General features: G+C 68.7%; 14 protein-coding genes. 13 read left to right on the plus strand and 1 reads right to left on the minus strand.

Annotated features, from left to right (window positions below; translation table 11 throughout):
* Positions 1-7: 7 nt before the first annotated feature.
* Positions 8-586, plus strand: a complete 579-nt coding sequence (locus ACIBL3_RS33415; protein WP_396357794.1) for a Chromate resistance protein ChrB — start codon at positions 8-10, stop codon at positions 584-586.
* Here ACIBL3_RS33415 and ACIBL3_RS33420 read toward each other — a convergent pair.
* Positions 583-1,524: a MurR/RpiR family transcriptional regulator gene (locus ACIBL3_RS33420; protein WP_396357795.1), complete on the minus strand. Its 942-nt coding sequence runs from the start codon at positions 1,522-1,524 to the stop codon at positions 583-585. The genes ACIBL3_RS33415 and ACIBL3_RS33420 overlap by 4 nt on opposite strands.
* Positions 1,525-1,684: 160 nt before the next feature.
* Between ACIBL3_RS33420 and ACIBL3_RS33425 the strand changes: the two genes are divergently transcribed.
* From ACIBL3_RS33425 to ACIBL3_RS33480, 12 genes are all read left to right on the plus strand, one after another.
* On the plus strand, positions 1,685-2,845 hold the full coding sequence (locus ACIBL3_RS33425; RefSeq protein ID WP_396357796.1) for a C45 family autoproteolytic acyltransferase/hydolase: 1,161 nt from the start codon (positions 1,685-1,687) through the stop codon (positions 2,843-2,845).
* Positions 2,846-3,038: 193 nt separating this feature from the next.
* Positions 3,039-4,058 carry a Fe(3+) dicitrate ABC transporter substrate-binding protein gene (locus tag ACIBL3_RS33430; RefSeq protein WP_396357797.1) on the plus strand — a complete coding sequence of 340 codons (1,020 nt, stop codon included), beginning with the start codon at positions 3,039-3,041 and terminating at the stop codon, positions 4,056-4,058.
* Between the two features lie 7 nt (positions 4,059-4,065).
* A complete protein-coding gene (locus tag ACIBL3_RS33435; RefSeq protein ID WP_396357799.1) occupies positions 4,066-5,127 on the plus strand; it encodes a FecCD family ABC transporter permease in 1,062 nt (353 codons plus the stop codon).
* Positions 5,124-6,152, plus strand: a complete 1,029-nt coding sequence (locus ACIBL3_RS33440) for a FecCD family ABC transporter permease (RefSeq protein WP_396357800.1) — start codon at positions 5,124-5,126, stop codon at positions 6,150-6,152. Before ACIBL3_RS33435 ends, ACIBL3_RS33440 begins: the two co-directional genes overlap by 4 nt.
* A gap of 10 nt (positions 6,153-6,162) precedes the next feature.
* The gene (locus ACIBL3_RS33445; protein ID WP_396357801.1) at positions 6,163-6,972 is read left to right on the plus strand and encodes an ABC transporter ATP-binding protein; all 810 of its coding nucleotides are present in this window, start codon (positions 6,163-6,165) and stop codon (positions 6,970-6,972) included.
* Between the two features lie 9 nt (positions 6,973-6,981).
* A complete protein-coding gene (locus ACIBL3_RS33450; RefSeq protein ID WP_396357802.1) occupies positions 6,982-7,956 on the plus strand; it encodes a threonine/serine dehydratase in 975 nt (324 codons plus the stop codon).
* A gap of 151 nt (positions 7,957-8,107) precedes the next feature.
* On the plus strand, positions 8,108-8,896 hold the full coding sequence (locus ACIBL3_RS33455; RefSeq protein ID WP_396357803.1) for a COG4280 domain-containing protein: 789 nt from the start codon (positions 8,108-8,110) through the stop codon (positions 8,894-8,896).
* Positions 8,893-9,108 (plus strand): hypothetical protein, encoded by a 216-nt coding sequence (locus ACIBL3_RS33460; RefSeq protein WP_396357804.1) that lies wholly within the window; start codon positions 8,893-8,895, stop codon positions 9,106-9,108. Before ACIBL3_RS33455 ends, ACIBL3_RS33460 begins: the two co-directional genes overlap by 4 nt.
* Positions 9,109-9,215: 107 nt before the next feature.
* On the plus strand, positions 9,216-10,685 hold the full coding sequence (locus ACIBL3_RS33465; RefSeq protein ID WP_396357805.1) for a TldD/PmbA family protein: 1,470 nt from the start codon (positions 9,216-9,218) through the stop codon (positions 10,683-10,685).
* Complete coding sequence (locus tag ACIBL3_RS33470) at positions 10,682-12,007, plus strand: TldD/PmbA family protein (protein ID WP_396357806.1); 1,326 nt, start codon at positions 10,682-10,684, stop codon at positions 12,005-12,007. The genes ACIBL3_RS33465 and ACIBL3_RS33470 overlap by 4 nt, the downstream gene beginning before the upstream one ends.
* 74 nt (positions 12,008-12,081) lie before the next feature.
* On the plus strand, positions 12,082-12,744 hold the full coding sequence (locus ACIBL3_RS33475) for an MBL fold metallo-hydrolase (RefSeq protein ID WP_396357807.1): 663 nt from the start codon (positions 12,082-12,084) through the stop codon (positions 12,742-12,744).
* Positions 12,745-12,759: 15 nt separating this feature from the next.
* Positions 12,760-15,018, plus strand: a complete 2,259-nt coding sequence (locus tag ACIBL3_RS33480; RefSeq protein ID WP_396357808.1) for an aminotransferase class III-fold pyridoxal phosphate-dependent enzyme — start codon at positions 12,760-12,762, stop codon at positions 15,016-15,018.
* Positions 15,019-15,025 lie beyond the last annotated feature (7 nt).

Raw genomic sequence — 15,025 nt, forward strand, 5'->3', positions numbered from 1 at the left:
GTGCGGCATGGCGACGACCCGACGGACGAAGGCTGCGGTGAACGGCTCCGAAGCCTGGCTGCTGCTGATCTACAAGGTGCCCAGCGACTCGTCGCGGGCGCGGGTGGCGGTCTGGCGGGAGCTGAAGCGGCTCGGCGGGTTCTACGTCCAGCAGGCGGTGTGCGTGCTGCCGGACCGCGACGAGTTGCGGGCCGGGATGGAGAAGGTGCGGGAGCGGGTCGCCGAGCTCGGCGGGTCGAGCGTGTTCCTCACCCTCACCGACGTCGACGAGGACGCGCGGACCCAGTTCGTGGAGGGCTTCCGGAGCCAGTCCGCGAAGGAGTATGCCGAGATCGTCGAGGAGTGCGACACCAAGTTCGTCAAGGAGATCGAGTTCGAGCGGTTCCGGGAGAACTACACGTTCGAGGAGGCCGAGGAGATCCGCCAGGACCTGGAGAAGCTGCGCCGCTGGCTGGCGAAGGTCGAGGGTCGCGACTGGATGGATGCCGACGGCAAGGAACTGGCCCACAGCAAGGTCGCCGACTGCGAACGCCTCTTGGAGGAGTTCGAGGCCGACGTGTACGAACGCACCGAGGGAAAGGTTTAGCTCTTCCTGCGGGGCTTCGGCCGGGGTAGGGCGGTGCGGGGGAGACCGAGGATGGTCTCGTCCGCGAGTGGGTAGCCGTTCAGCTGCTCGCGGAGCTGGTTCATCCGCTCGGTGTTGCTCAACGCACGGTCGCGGTCGTGCGCGGCGACGGCGATGGTCAGCGCCTCCAGCAGGATCAGCACCATCGCCTGGCTGGTGAACGTGCCCGGGCGGCTCATCCGGGTGGACAGTACGACGGCCACCTCGGCACGCAACGCCTCGCCGAGGGTGTCGGTCACCAGGATGACCGGTACGCCGGCCTCCGTGCACTGGTCGATGACGATCCGGGCCTCGCGGTTCAGTCGGTTGTGCGCCACCACGACGACGACGTCCTCGGGGCCGAGCAGCAGGATCCGGTCGGCCAGCCGGTAGCCGGTGTCGCTCGCGACCCGGGCCCGGTGCCCGATCCGGATCAGGTGGGTGGCGATGTACTCCGAGACGCCATCCAGCCCGGCGAACCCGCACAGCACGGTCTCCCGGGCGCCGTGGACCAGCTCGACCGCCCGGCGGAACTCGTCGGGGTCGATCAGCTGCTCGGCCATCGCCAGGTGCTCGATGTGATCGCGCAGGATCGCGCGCAGCACGCCCTCGGGTCCGTCACCGACGGTCTCGAGGCTGGCGCTCAGCCGGTTGGCCGGGGTCAGCAGGGTCTGCAGATGGCCCTGTAGCGATCGCTTCAGCCCGGGCAGGCCGTCGTACCCGAGGGCTTTGGCGGTCCGGACGACGCTGGCGTCGCTGGTGCCGGTCGCGCGACCGAGCTCCTCGGCGGACGAGAATGCCGCCTCCTGCGGGTGTGCGGACAGGTACTCCGCGACCTTCCGCTCGGTCGCGGTGAGGTCGCCGAGGCGTGCCGCCACCCGCTCCTGCAGGGTGGGCGGCTTGGTTTCCGCTGTGGTCACGAAGGTCCCTCCGTCCGAGTCGTCCCAATCATTTCACTCGCGAACCCGTTGACAGCGATTGTAGCAATCACTACCGTCAAGTGAATATTCGTAGTAAACACAACGAACCAGCAGGAACCAAGGAACGGTCGCCCCACCCCGTCCAACACAGGGAGCATCCGTGATCGCAACCATCGACATCTCGGCGGCGGACCCGCGCGAACGCGGTCGCCAGTACGGCGAGGCCGCGCGCGAGCAGATCGCCGCGTCGGCCGCCTTCTACGCCGAGTCCGTGGCCCACAAGACCGGTCTGCGCTGGCCGGTGGTACAGGAGCGGGCCGGCGCGTGGGTGCCGATCATCGAGGGCTACCTGCCCGGCATCGTCCCGGAGTTGCGCGGGATCGCCGACGGCTCCGGCCGTACCTTCGAGGAGATCGTCGCGCTGAACAGCCGCGGCGAGCTCACCCGCGGCAACCCGTTCGAACCGCAGGACGAAGGATGCACCTCCTTCGCGATCCTGCCCGAGGCCAACCCGCTCGGCCGGACCTGGGCCGGGCAGAACTGGGACCTGTGGGCCGGCGTCGCCGACACGATCGTCGCGGTCCGGATCGCGCAGCCCGGCAAGCCCACGATCCTGTGTCACGTGGAGGCCGGCCAGGTCGGCCGGCACGGCGCGAACTCGGCGGGCATCGCGCTGAACGCCAACGGACTCGGCGCCGGGTTCGGCACCGGACTCGGTGTCCCCGGCGCGTTCGTCCGCCGCAAGGTGCTGGAGAGCTGGGACTTCCACGAGGCGCTGAAGGCGATCTTCGACGCCCGCCAGACCCTGTCCAGCAACCTGCTGCTCACGCACTCCGACGGTTTCGCCATCGACGTCGAAACCACTCCCGGACGCCACGGCTGGATGTATCCGACCGACGGGTTGCTGGTGCACGGCAACCACTTCCAGGCATTCGTCCCACCGCAGATCGAGAACACCTACCGGCCGTTCTCGGTCGACTCGCTCTACCGGGTGCCGCGGGTCGAGACCGGCCTCGACCGGATCCGCCGCGAAGGCACCACCGAGCAGCACCTCGCTCACCTCGTGCGCACCACGATGAGCGACCACTTCGGTCACCCCGACGCCGTCTGCCAGCACGTCGATCCGCGCCGGCACGAGCTCGACCGCTACGCAACCATCGTGTCCAGCCTGGTCGATCTGACCACGGGCACCTACCGGCTCACCCCGGGCCTGCCGTGTGCGAACAGCTACCAGCAGCTCCCGTGGAACCTGTACGACGGCCCCGGCGCCGCCGACCGTCCCGACGTCCCCGGTCCGGCCCAAGCCCTCGCCATCCGCTGACCTGCTTCATCCCAAGGCCGTGTCTGGTGATTCCGCGCCTACTGTGCGGCACTCGGCACGGCACCTCGCCGCACTGGCGCGAAGGCCACGATGCTCCGCATCGAGACCTCCGCTCCAGCACGCCGATGCACCGCACCGAGCACCTGCTCGCTACGGCGCGGAATCACCAGACACGACCTAGGAGCAACGTGCCATGTCTCACTCCGCCACGAAGGTACGACGTACTGTCGCCGCCCTCGCCCTGTTCGCCGCCGCGGCTGCCCTGACCGGCTGCGGCGGCTCGTCCTCGCCCGCGACCGGCGCGGCGCCGAACGCCGACCGCGCCGCGGCCGCCGAAGGCGTCAGCCCGGACGTCAACCTGGACCAGTGCGGGAAACCGACCCGCACGGTCAAGCACGACCTCGGCACCACCACCGTGACCGGAAACCCGACCAAGGTGGTGGCGCTGGAGTACTCCTTCGTCGACGCCCTGGTCGCGGTCGGCATGTCGCCGGTCGGTGTCGCCGACGACGACCAGCCGAAGCGGATCATCCCCGCGCTGCGGGAGAAGGTCGGCCCGTACAAGTCGGTCGGCCTGCGCGCCACCCCGAACATCCAGGTGATCACCGCCCTCAAGCCGGACCTGATCGTGGCCGACAGCGGCCGGCACAAGGCCATCTACGCCCAGCTGTCCAAGATCGCGCCGACGATCGCCTACGCCAGCCTGAACGGCAACTACCAGCAGGTGCTGGACAGCGAGATGTCGACCGCGATCGCGCTGAACAAGTGCGACGAGATGAAGACCCGGCTGGCCGAACACGCCAAGACGATGGCCGACCTGAAGGCCGTCGCCCCGGCCGACGAGAGCCGCAAGGCCCTCTTCGTACGAGCGTCCGACAAGGGGTTCACCGGGTTCCCGCCGAAGGCCTACACGCCGGGCGTGCTGGCCGTGATCGGCATCAAGTCGCCGCTGCCGGACGAGTCCGGTGACGCGTCGGTCTCGCTCACGCTGGAGACCCTGGTCGCGACCAAGCCGGACGTGATGTTCATCGCCCCGAACGACGGCCCGACGCTGCGCGACACCTGGGCGAAGAGCCCGCTGTGGAAGGAGATCCCGGCGGTGAAGAACAACGCGTCGTACGACGTCGACCCGAACGAGTGGTCACGGTCGCGCGGGCTGATCGCCTCCGAGGTCGTCGCCAAGGAAGCCGTCAAGCTCCTCTACGGGAAGTGACACGGTCATGTCCGTAGGCACTGTGCCCAGACCGGCCGAGGACGCTGCCACGCACAAGCGTCCGAAGATCGTCACCAGCAAACAGCGGGTCACCTGGGTGACGCTGGCGCTGCTGGTGGTGGTCGTGGCCGGTGTGGTGTGGGGCCTGTCGATCGGCAGCCAGCCGATTCCGCTGTCGCGGATCCCGGGCGCGATCTTCAAGGCCGATCAGCCCGACGAGCTGATCATCCAGGCGATCCGGTTGCCGAGGGTGGTGCTGGCGCTCTGCGTCGGCGCCGCCCTGGCGGTCGCCGGCGCATTGATGCAGGCCGTCGCCGCGAACCCGCTCGCGGCGCCGGAGATCATGGGCGTCAACGCCGGCGCGGTGTTCGTCGTCGTACTCGCGATCACCGTGGTGCCGTCGCTGTCCGGTGCGCCGACGATCCTGCTGTCTTTCGGCGGCGCGGCCGCGGCGGGTGTGTCGGTGATGCTGCTCGCCGGTTCGGGCCGGGGCCGGGTCAGCCCGATCCGGCTCGCGCTGGCCGGTGTCACGGCGAGCAGTCTGCTGATCTCACTGACGCAGGTCCTGATCATCTTCGACGAGAACTCGGCCGACAGCGTGCTGTTCTGGCTGGTCGGCGGGGTCAACTTCGCCTCGTGGGAGGACATTCGCAACCTGTTGCCGTGGTTGGTGCTGGGCCTGATCGGCGCGTTCGCGATGGCCCGGCCACTCAACCTGCTGGCACTGGGTGACGACATGGCCCGCGGTCTCGGTCAGAACGTCGAGCGGACCCGGATGATGGGGTCGGCGCTGGTGATCGTCCTGTGCGGCGCGGCGGTGTCGGTGGCCGGTCCGGTCGCCTTCATCGGCCTGATCGTGCCGCACATCATGCGCCGGCTGGTCGGGTCCAGCTACACGGTCCTGCTGCCGCTGTGTGCGGTGGGCGGCGGTGTCCTCGTTCTTTATGCCGACATCGTGTCCCGCTACGTGAAGCCGCCGTTCGAGGTGCCCGCCGGTGTCGTCACCGCACTGCTCGGCGCACCGATCTTCGTCTACCTCGCCCGTCGACAGAAGGTGACAGGTTCATGACCAGTACGGCGATAATCGCGCAGCACGTACGGCGTACGTCGCTGGCCAAGCGTCATCCGGGGATCCTGATGGGATCGCTCGGCGTGCTGGCCGTGGTGCTGAGCTTCTACAGCCTCAGCGTCGGAGCGACGGACGTGTCGATGGGCGACGTGTTCAACGCGGTGATCGGCAACACCAGTGAGCAGGCGGCGCAGATCGTCACGCAGTTCCAGTTGCCGCGGGTCCTGCTGGCCTGGCTGGTCGGGATCGCGCTCGGTGTGTCCGGCGCGGTGATGCAGGGTGTGATTCGCAACCCGCTCGCCGCACCGGATGTCGTCGGCGTGACCAAGGGGGCTGGGTTCGCGGGCATGCTGTTGCTGCTCGCGATCCCGGGCATCCCGGTGGTGGCCGTCGTACCGGCGGCCTTCGTCGGCGGTCTCGCGGCAGCGGCGCTGGTGTATCTGCTGGCCTACCGTCGTGGCGCGACGCCGGTGCGGATCGCGCTGGTCGGTATCGCGGTCAGTGCGGCCTTCGAGGCCGGGATCCGATTCCTGCTGGTGCGCAATCCGCTCGACGTGAGTGCGGCGCTGATCTGGTTGACCGGCAGCCTGTTCGGCCGGTCGATGCGGTCGGTGCTGGAGATCCTGCCCTGGGTTCTCGTCCTGGTGCCGCTGATCGTGATCTGGAGCCGCAAGCTCGACGTCCTCGGGCTCGGTGACGACCTCGCCGCCGGGCTCGGCGAGCCGGTCGAGAAGACCCGGCGGACGCTGCTGCTGTTCTCGGTCGTGCTCGCCGCTGCCGCGGTCGCGGTGTCCGGCACGATCGGCTTCGTCGGGCTGATCGCCCCGCACATGGCTCGCCGGGTGTTCGGCGGCCGGCACCTCGCGTCGATCCCGGCCGCCGCGCTGTTCGGCGTACTGCTGATGCTCTTCGCCGACATGCTCGGCCGCGGGATCGCCCCACCGCTCGAGATCCCCGCCGGGCTGGTGACAGCCGTCGTCGGCGGACCGTACTTCCTCTACCTGCTCGTGAAGACCGGAAAGTAGGAGAACCGCCATGCGTCTGCAGGCACAGAGCGTTCAGCTCGCCTATGACCAGCGGGTCATCGCTCGCGACCTCACCCTGACCATCCCGGACGGAAAGGTCAGCGTCCTGATCGGGCCGAACGGCTCCGGCAAGAGCACCGCGCTGCGGGCCCTGGCCCGGTTGCTGCCCCCGCAGCAGGGAAGTGTGATCCTGGACGGGAAGTCGATCCAGGAGACCCCGACCAAGGAGGTGGCCCGGCTGCTCGCGATCCTGCCGCAGGTCCTGGTCACGCCCGAGTCGATCTCGGTCGAGGACCTGGTCTGGTTCGGCCGCCATCCGCACCGGGCCTCGCTGAAGGTCCCGAGCGCCGCCGACAAGGAAGCGGTCGAGTGGGCGATGCAGGTGACCAGTACGGCGGAGCTGCGGCACCAGCATGTGGACCAGTTGTCCGGCGGTCAGCGGCAGCGGGTCTGGATCGCGCTGTGCCTGGCCCAGGGCACGGACCTGATCCTGCTCGACGAGCCCACGACGTACCTGGACGTCGCCTACCAGCTCGAGGTGCTGGACCTGCTGCATCAGCTCAACCAGGAGCAGGGCAAGACGGTGGCGATGGTGCTGCACGACTTCAACATGGCCGCGGAGTACGCCGACCACGTGTTCGTGATGAAGTCCGGCAGCCTGGTCACCGAAGGCGCGCCGGAGGACGTGTTCACCTGCGACATCATCCGCGACGTGTTCGGGGTGGAGTCGAAGGTCGTCCCGCACCCGGTCAGTGGCAAGCCGATGTGTATCCCGCTGAGGGCCGGGCTACGCGCCCAGCTGTCAGTGGCAACCGGATAGGAGCACTGGATGACGTTGAGCCCCGCGGAAGCTGCCGAGCGGTCCGAGCGGGTCGCGCCGCGACTGCGTGAGCATCTGCCGCCCACGCCGTTCGTCCGGTTCGGCGCGTTCAGTGACGAGCTCGGGGCGGAGGTGCTGGTGAAGTGCGAGCACCTGCAACGCACCGGGTCGTTCAAGGCCCGTGGTTCGATGGCGAAGATCTTGACGCTGACCGACGAGCAGCGCGAGCGCGGTGTGGTCACCGCGTCGACCGGCAACCACGGCCTCGGGGTCGGGAACGCGCTGGCCACGCTCGGTGGTCGCGGCCTGGTCTACCTGCCGGAGAACGCGTCGCCGAGCAAGGTGGCCGCGCTGCGCCGGCTGGGTCTCGAACTACATGCCGAGGGCAACGATTCCGGTGTGCTCGAACCGAAGGCGCGGGCCTACGCGGCCGAGCATGACCTGGCCTACATCCCGCCGTACAACGACCCGGACATCATCGCCGGGCAGGGCACCGTGGCAGTCGAGATCCTCGAGCAGCTGGACGGGGAGCCGCTCGACGCGGTGGTTGTCGCCGTCGGCGGTGGCGGATTGGTGAGTGGGGTCGCGGCGGTGCTCAAGAAGCATCTGCCCGACATTCGGGTGTACGGCGCTTCGCCGGTGCGCGACGACGCGATGGCTGCGTCGGTGCGAGCCGGGGAGATCGTCCAGGTCGACGCGCAGGAGACGCTGTCGGACGGTACGGCGGGCAGCGTCGAGCCGGGCAGCATCACGTTCGACCTGTGTCGTGAGTTGGTCGACGACTGGGTGCTGGTGAGTGAGGACGCGATCAGCGCTGCCCTGCGGACGGTGATCGACACCGAGCACCAGTTGATCGAAGGGTCCGCCGCGATGGCGTTCGCCGCGGCGCGGGCACGCCGTACCGAGCTCGAAGGCCGGCGGGTCGCCGTCGTGTCGTGCGGCGGCAACATCTCGGCCGGCACCCTGGTGGCCGCCCTGGCGTAACCCCTCCCGCCGAAGTACCCGAGGAACCCCTCCCTCGGGTGCTTCGGCATGCCCTTTTCCGGCCGGTTGTGGGGGCCGCATTGACACATTCGCGACGATGTAGCTAGCGTTTCGTGCAGCATATGTTTCATCTGAGACGAGGATGTGGGAGATGGATGCGGCGACCTGGGGGTTGATCATCGCGACGTTCGTCGCGTGTTTCGTGGAGATGGTGGAAGCCACCACGATCGTGATGGCGATGGGGTACACCCGGAGCTGGCGGTCGGCGCTGGCCGGCACCTTCGCGGCGCTCGGCGCGCTCGCGGTGGTCACCCTGGCGGCCGGGTACGCGCTGGCGAACTGGCTGCCGGAATCGGCGCTGCAACTCGCGATCGGCGGCCTGCTGCTGATCTTCGGGCTGCAGTGGTTGCGCAAGGCAATTCTCAGATCGTCCGGGCGCAAGGCGATCCACGACGAGGACGCGATCTACCAGGAGGAGGTCGCGGCGGCCAAGGCGGCCGGTGAGAGCGCGAAGGGCCTGGACCTGTTCGCGTTCATGGTCTCCTTCAAGGGTGTCTTCCTCGAAGGCATGGAAGTCGTGTTCATCGTGCTGACGTTCGGACTGAACGCGGGCAACATCCCGGGCGCCGCCCTCGGCGCGATCGCCGCCGTGGTGATCGTGCTCGGCGTCGCGGTCGCGCTCCGCCGCCCGCTGTCGATGATCAACGAGAACCTGCTCAAGTACGGCGTCGGCCTGCTGCTCGCGTCGTTCGGGACCTACTGGGCGGTCGAAGGCCTCGGCATCTTCCGGGAGGGCCGCGAGAGCCTCGACTGGCTCGGCCACGACCTGATGATCCTGGTCCTGCTGGCCGCGTGGCTGCTGCTCAGCCGGATCTTTGTCGCGGTCCTGCGGGTGCCGGCGACCCCGGTCGCCGAGGTTGCTGTGGAGGTGAAGAAGTGAAGTTTCTCAAGGCCTTCGGGCAGTTCTGGTACGACTTCATCATCGGCGACGACTGGAAGATCGCCGTCGCCGTGGTGCTCGCGCTCGGCGTGACGCTCGTAGTGATGGCTACCGGCGTCCTCGGTGACGCCGCTCTGACGGCGCTGGGTGGGGTCGCGATCTTCGTCGCGTTCGCCATCAGCCTGGCGATCGACGTTCGCCCGAAACGCTGACCTCTCCGACAGGCTCTGTAGCAAACACAACGTCTTCTCAAAATCTCGTAGTGTCTGCTACAGTGCCGGAGAGGCGCCCGTTCCCCTTCTGCAGCGGAGGTTCCGAAGTGTCCGATTCACCGGTGATGCGCGACACCGCCGAGGCGGTGCTCGGTCTCCTTCCCACGGACGTGCAGTACGGTGACGTCCGCGTCGTACGGCGGACGCACGAGCAGGTCCTGGTCGAGCTCGACGGCCCCGGCGAGGTCGGGTACGACGACTCGACCGGGCTCGGCCTGCGGGTGCTGATCGGTGGGCAGTGGGGTTTCGCCGCCACGCACCGGCTCGATCGCCGCGGACTCGATGCCGTTGTGGCGCAGGCGGTCGGCCAGGCTCGCGCGGCCGGCGGTGGTGGGCGGGTGGCGCTCGGGTCGCCGGTGACGACCCGGGATCGCTGGAGCTCGCCGATGCAGGTCGACCCGTTCACGGTGCCGCTGTCCAGTAAGCTCGATCTGCTGGCTGCGGCTGTGAAGGAGGCGTCGACGGCTGGTCCGCTGGTGCAGCAGATCGAGGCCTCGGTGGACTTCTACCGCGACGAGAAGGTGTTCGCGAACACCGAGGGCGCGCTGATCGAGCAGACGCTGACCGAGAGCGGCGGCGGCCTGATGGTCAACGCGAGCGACGGTGACGACCTGCAGCGGCGATCGTTCCCGCAAGGCGTGCCGCGGCAGATCCGTGGTCAGCGTGGCGACTTCGCGACCGCCGGGTACGAGCACGTGATCTCGCTCGGCCTGGATCGGGAGGCGGCCCGGATCGCCTCCGAGGCAGTCGCCTTGCTGTCCGCGCCGCAGTGCCCGGACGAGATCACCACACTCATTGCCGGTAGCAACCAACTGGCGATGGTCCTGCACGAGTGCGCCGGTCACCCGATGGAGGCCGACCGCGCGCTCGGCACCGAGGTCAGCCTGGCGGGTGGCACCTATGCCACGCCTGAACGGCGGGGAAACTTCCGCTGGGGCTCCGACATCGTCTCGGCGTACGCCGACGCGACGATCCCTGGCGCGCTCGGTTCCTTCGGGTACGACGACGAAGGTGTGCCGGCGCAGCGCACGCAACTGGTGAAGGACGGGATCTTCGTCGGGTACATGTCCGGGCGTGAGTCGGCCGGGGCGCTGGGCCTGGAGTCGACCGGGCAGGCCAAGGCGGACGGGTGGCATCGGCTGCCGCTGGTGCGGATGACGAACATCTGCCTGGAGCCGGGGGAGTCCTCGCTGGCGGAGATGATCGCGGGCACCAAGCGCGGCATCTTCGTCGACACCAACCGTGGGTTCTCGATCGACGACCAGCGGATGAACTTCCGGTTCGGCACCGAGATCGGCTGGGAGATCCGCGACGGCAAGCTCGGCCGGATGCTGAAGAACTGCACCTACCAGAGCGTCACACCGCAGTTCTGGGCCAGCCTCGACGCGCTCGGCGGACCGGACGAGTGGAAGGTGCACGGTGTCCCGTCCTGCAACAAAGGTGAGCCGCTGCAGGTTGCGCACGTCGGCCACGGCACCGTCCCAGGCCGCTTCCAGAATGTGCAGGTAGGCAGATGAGCATCCAGCAGTCCCAGGTCGAGCAGGCTCTCGAGATCCTCGGCGAAGGCACCCGCCTCGACGTCCTCGGCGAACACGCCGACCTCCTCCGCTACGCCGAGTCCCAAATCACCGCCCAGCACAGCGAACGCCGCCTCCGAGTCCGAGTCCGCACCACCCGTGCGGGCCGCACCGTGGCCGGCTCCCTGGAAACCCTCGCCCCTGAAGCAGTTCGCACCCTCGCGGACCGCTTGGACGCTGCGCTCGCGGACCTTCCCCCGGGGCCTGCGGCAGACGCTTCCCCCACCGTGCATCACTCCACTGAAACACCCCACGTGGCTGCGGCCGACTCTGTTCTGCACGCGGATCCCGCGGACCGGCATCAGTGGTTTGCGGCTGTGCGGGATGGGTTGGACTCGTCGACGACGCTTGGGGGTGCTATTCGGTTCGAGGTTTTGGAGCGGGTGGTGGCGGACTCGGCGGGGGTGTTTCGGGCTGAGACGTTGACCAAGGCGGCTGTTCAGGCGATTGCGAAGAAGGGGGAGAACTCGGTCAGCGTGCGGTACATGCATCGGGACGCTGATCAGGTTCCGGTGGGGGAGATCGCGGGAAAGCTGCGCGACGCGCTGACGCCGCTGCCTACGAAGGAGGCGCAGCGCGGGCCGTGTCGGGTGCTCCTGAAGCCGCAGGCGGTGATTACGTTGATGGCGACGTACGGGCACTTCGTGCTCGGCGCGACCGGATACGCGACCGGGCGCTCGGCCGTGGCGGGCCGGTTGGGGGAGCGGGTCGTGAGTGACCTGATCAACCTGGTCGACGACGGCGCCGACGCGGCCGGTCTGCCGAGTGGGTTCGATGCCGAGGGCAACGTACGGCGCCGCACCCAGCTGATCGAGAACGGCGTGTTGACCGGCGTCGTCTCGGACCGCCGCCGCGCCGCGGTCACCGGCGGAGTCCCGACCGGCCACGCCGTCCCGGACGGCTGGCGGTTCGGCGGCGACCCCAGCCCGTCCAACCTGCTCCTGGACCCAGGCAACGCGACCGACGAGCAACTCCTCGCCGACTGCGGCAGCGGCCTGGTCGTGAACCGACTCGACTACCTCCGCTCCCTGCACCCCAAGCAGACCTTGGTCACCGGTACGACGCGCGACGGCACCTACTGGGCCGAAGACGGTGAGATCGTCGCCTGGCACCCGCAAGTACGTTTCACCTTCCGGATGGACGACGTACTCAACGCTGTCCTTGCCGTCGGCAACACCCGCGAGTGCGGTGACACGACCTTCATGGACAGCGTCGTCGTACCGTCCCTGCTGATCGACGCCGGACCACTCACCCTCCCCTGATCCAGCAGTGCCCCGCGTGACGCGTGCTCATAACCTCCGCGGGGCACTGCTGCACCACCTGACCCGGAGACTGCATGCCCTCGGTCATCCCCTTGCTCAACGGCTACTCCCTGACCTCCGACCAGGGCAACCCGGCCTTCTGCTCGGTCCAGCTCGTCGAGAGTGGCGACGAGCGAGTGCTGTTCGACTTCGGCCACGTCGGACGCCGCCGCAAACTCCTGACGGCCTTGAAGGACCTCGCTCTCGAACCGCCGGACATCACCAAGGTCGTCGTCTCGCACGGCCACTGGGACCATCTCCAGAACGCGGACCTCTTCCGCGACGCCGAGGTGTTCATCCACCCCGCCGAACTGCGCAACCTCGCCGATCCACCAGCCACCGACTTCGGTACGCCGCCCTGGGCCAACGCCATCCTGGCCGATCTGAAGCTCCGGGAGACCGGCGAAGGCGACGAGGTGATCCACGGTGTCACGGTGATCGAGCTACCCGGGCACACCCCGGGATCGATCGGGCTGCTCGTGTCCGGAGACACCGTGCTCGCGGCGGACGCCGTACCGACGCTGGATGTCCTGCGCTCCCGCAAGGCGTCCGGCCGGCCGTACGACAGGGAGCAGGCGGACGCGTCGGTCGAGCGGGTCGCCAAGCTGGCCGATGTCGTGTATCCAGGGCATGACCGCGCGATCCGTGGGTTCGAGTACACCGAGGATGCGACACCACTCGAATTCCGGGTGCCGTGAGTGAAGGAGTTTGCCGTGCAGACCACGCCGGAGCGGACGCCGAGCATGCTGGAGGATCCACCCGACGTCGGAGTGGCCGCCGCGGCGCGGTTGTTGCAGTCGGAGTACGGGATCGACGCCGAGGTGTCCAACCTGCGCAGCGAACGGGACCGCAACTTCCTCGCGCACACAACGGACGGCCGGCGGCTCGTGGTCAAGGTCTCGAACACCGGCGACGATCCGCAGCAGCTCGCGATGGAAAACGCAGCGATGCAGCACGTCGAGCAGGTCGACCCCGACCTGCCGATCCCGCGCGTGCTGACCAGCCTCGACGGTCGCTCGGTGGTGACCGTCGAGGCCGCGGACGGGCGTACGCACTTGGTCCGCGTGCTGACGGTAATGCCCGGTGAGGTCGCCGACCTGATGGCGCTGCCGGAGTGGTTCGCGACCGAGTTCGGGTCGATGAGCGCACGGCTGACGCGGGCGCTGCAGGGCTTCGGGCATCCCGCGGCGTACCGGCGGCTCGACTGGGATCCGCGGATCGTGACCACCTTGCGTCCGTACGCCGACCGGCTGCCGGACGAGTCTCGTCGGGTCCCGATGCATCGCCTGCTCGACCGCTTCGAAGGCCTCGACGCGGCGACGCGCGAGCTGCCCGGGTTCGTGCTGCACGGTGACGTGACGTTGAGCAACGTGCTGGTGCAGGACGGCGGCATCACCGGCGTGATCGACTTCGGCGACATGCACCACACCGCTCGCGTCGCCGAGCTCGCGATCAGCCTGACCTCGCTACTGCGCGAGTCCGACGACGTCTGGCGGGACGCCGGCCGGTTCCTCGACGGGTACCAGCGAGTGCTGCCGCTCGAGCCCGCCGAAGTCGACCTGATCGGCGAGCTCGTGCTGGCCCGCTCGGCAGCAAGTGTGCTGATCTCGGCCTGGCGGGCGCCGCTCTACCCGGACAACGAGGAGTACCTGACCAGCCTGGTTGCGGGCAGTTGGCGCATCCTCGACGAACTCACCGATGTGCCGGCACATGAGCTCGCCGACCGTTTCCACAGCCTCTGCGGGACGAAGCGCGTCAACTCCGCCCAGGTAGCAGATCCGACCTTGCTGGTACGGCGACAAGCCGCGCTAGGTGGTGACCTGTCGCCACTGTTCTACCGCTCACCGCTTCAGGTCGTCCGGGCCGCGGGCGCGTGGATCCACACCGCGGACGGCCGCCGGTATCTCGATGCCTACAACAACGTTCCCGTGGTCGGACACGCCCATCCGGCCGTGGTACAGGCGATCTCGCGACAGGCCGCCGTACTGAATCTGAACTCGCGGTACCTGCATCCCAACGTGGTCGAGCTGGCCGAGCGGTTGACGGCGTCGATGCCGGACGGGCTGGACACCTGCGTGTTCGCCAACTCCGGGAGCGAGGCCAACGATCTCGCGTGGCGGATGGCGCGCGTCGTCACCGGGCGGGGTGGCGCGATCGTTGCCGATCTCTCCTATCACGGGGTCAGCGAGGCGACCGCGGCATTCTCGACCAACACCTATCCGCCGGAAGCCCGCCCGGCGCATGTTGCGATTTTCGAAGCACCCCGTCGGCTCACCGACGAGGGCCCCGCAGCGGTGCACAGGGTCCGGGCGGCGCGGGCTGACCTCCAGCGGGCCGGGCACGACTTGGCCCTGCTCGCAGTCGACAGCGTGTTCAGCAGCGCCGGGATCCTGACGCCGACCGATTCGTTCATGCGTGGGTTGCAGGACGAGGCGCGGGCGTCCGGCGGGTTGTTCCTGGCGGACGAGGTACAGGCGGGCTTCGGTCGCGGTGGACGGAACCTCTGGCGGTTCCAGGACTTCGGGCTGACGCCGGACTTCGTCACGCTCGGCAAGCCGATGGGCAACGGGCACCCGGTCGCGGCGCTGATCACCCGCCGCGAGATCGCGGAAGCCTTCGTCGAGGTGGACGAGTACTTCAGCACCTTCGGCGGCAACCCGGTGTCGTGCGTCGCGGCCCTGACCGTGCTCGACGTCATCGAGCAGACCGGCCTGGTCCAGCGCTCCGGCCAGGTCGGCGCCGAACTCCGGGCCGGCCTGGAAGCCCTGGTGCCGAACGTCCGCGGCCAAGGGCTGATGGTCGGCGTGGAACTACCCAACGCGATCGACTTCGCCGAGCGGTTGCGCGAGTACGGCGTACTCGTCGGCACGACCGGTCCCGGCGGCGGAGTACTGAAGATCCGCCCACCGCTGATCTGGGAGTCGCCCGAGGTCGAGCACTTCTTGTCCGCGTTCCAGAAGGCGCTGGGTTAGCTACTGT

It is taken from the genome of Kribbella sp. NPDC050124, from assembly GCF_044460355.1.
Lineage (GTDB): Bacteria > Actinomycetota > Actinomycetes > Propionibacteriales > Kribbellaceae > Kribbella.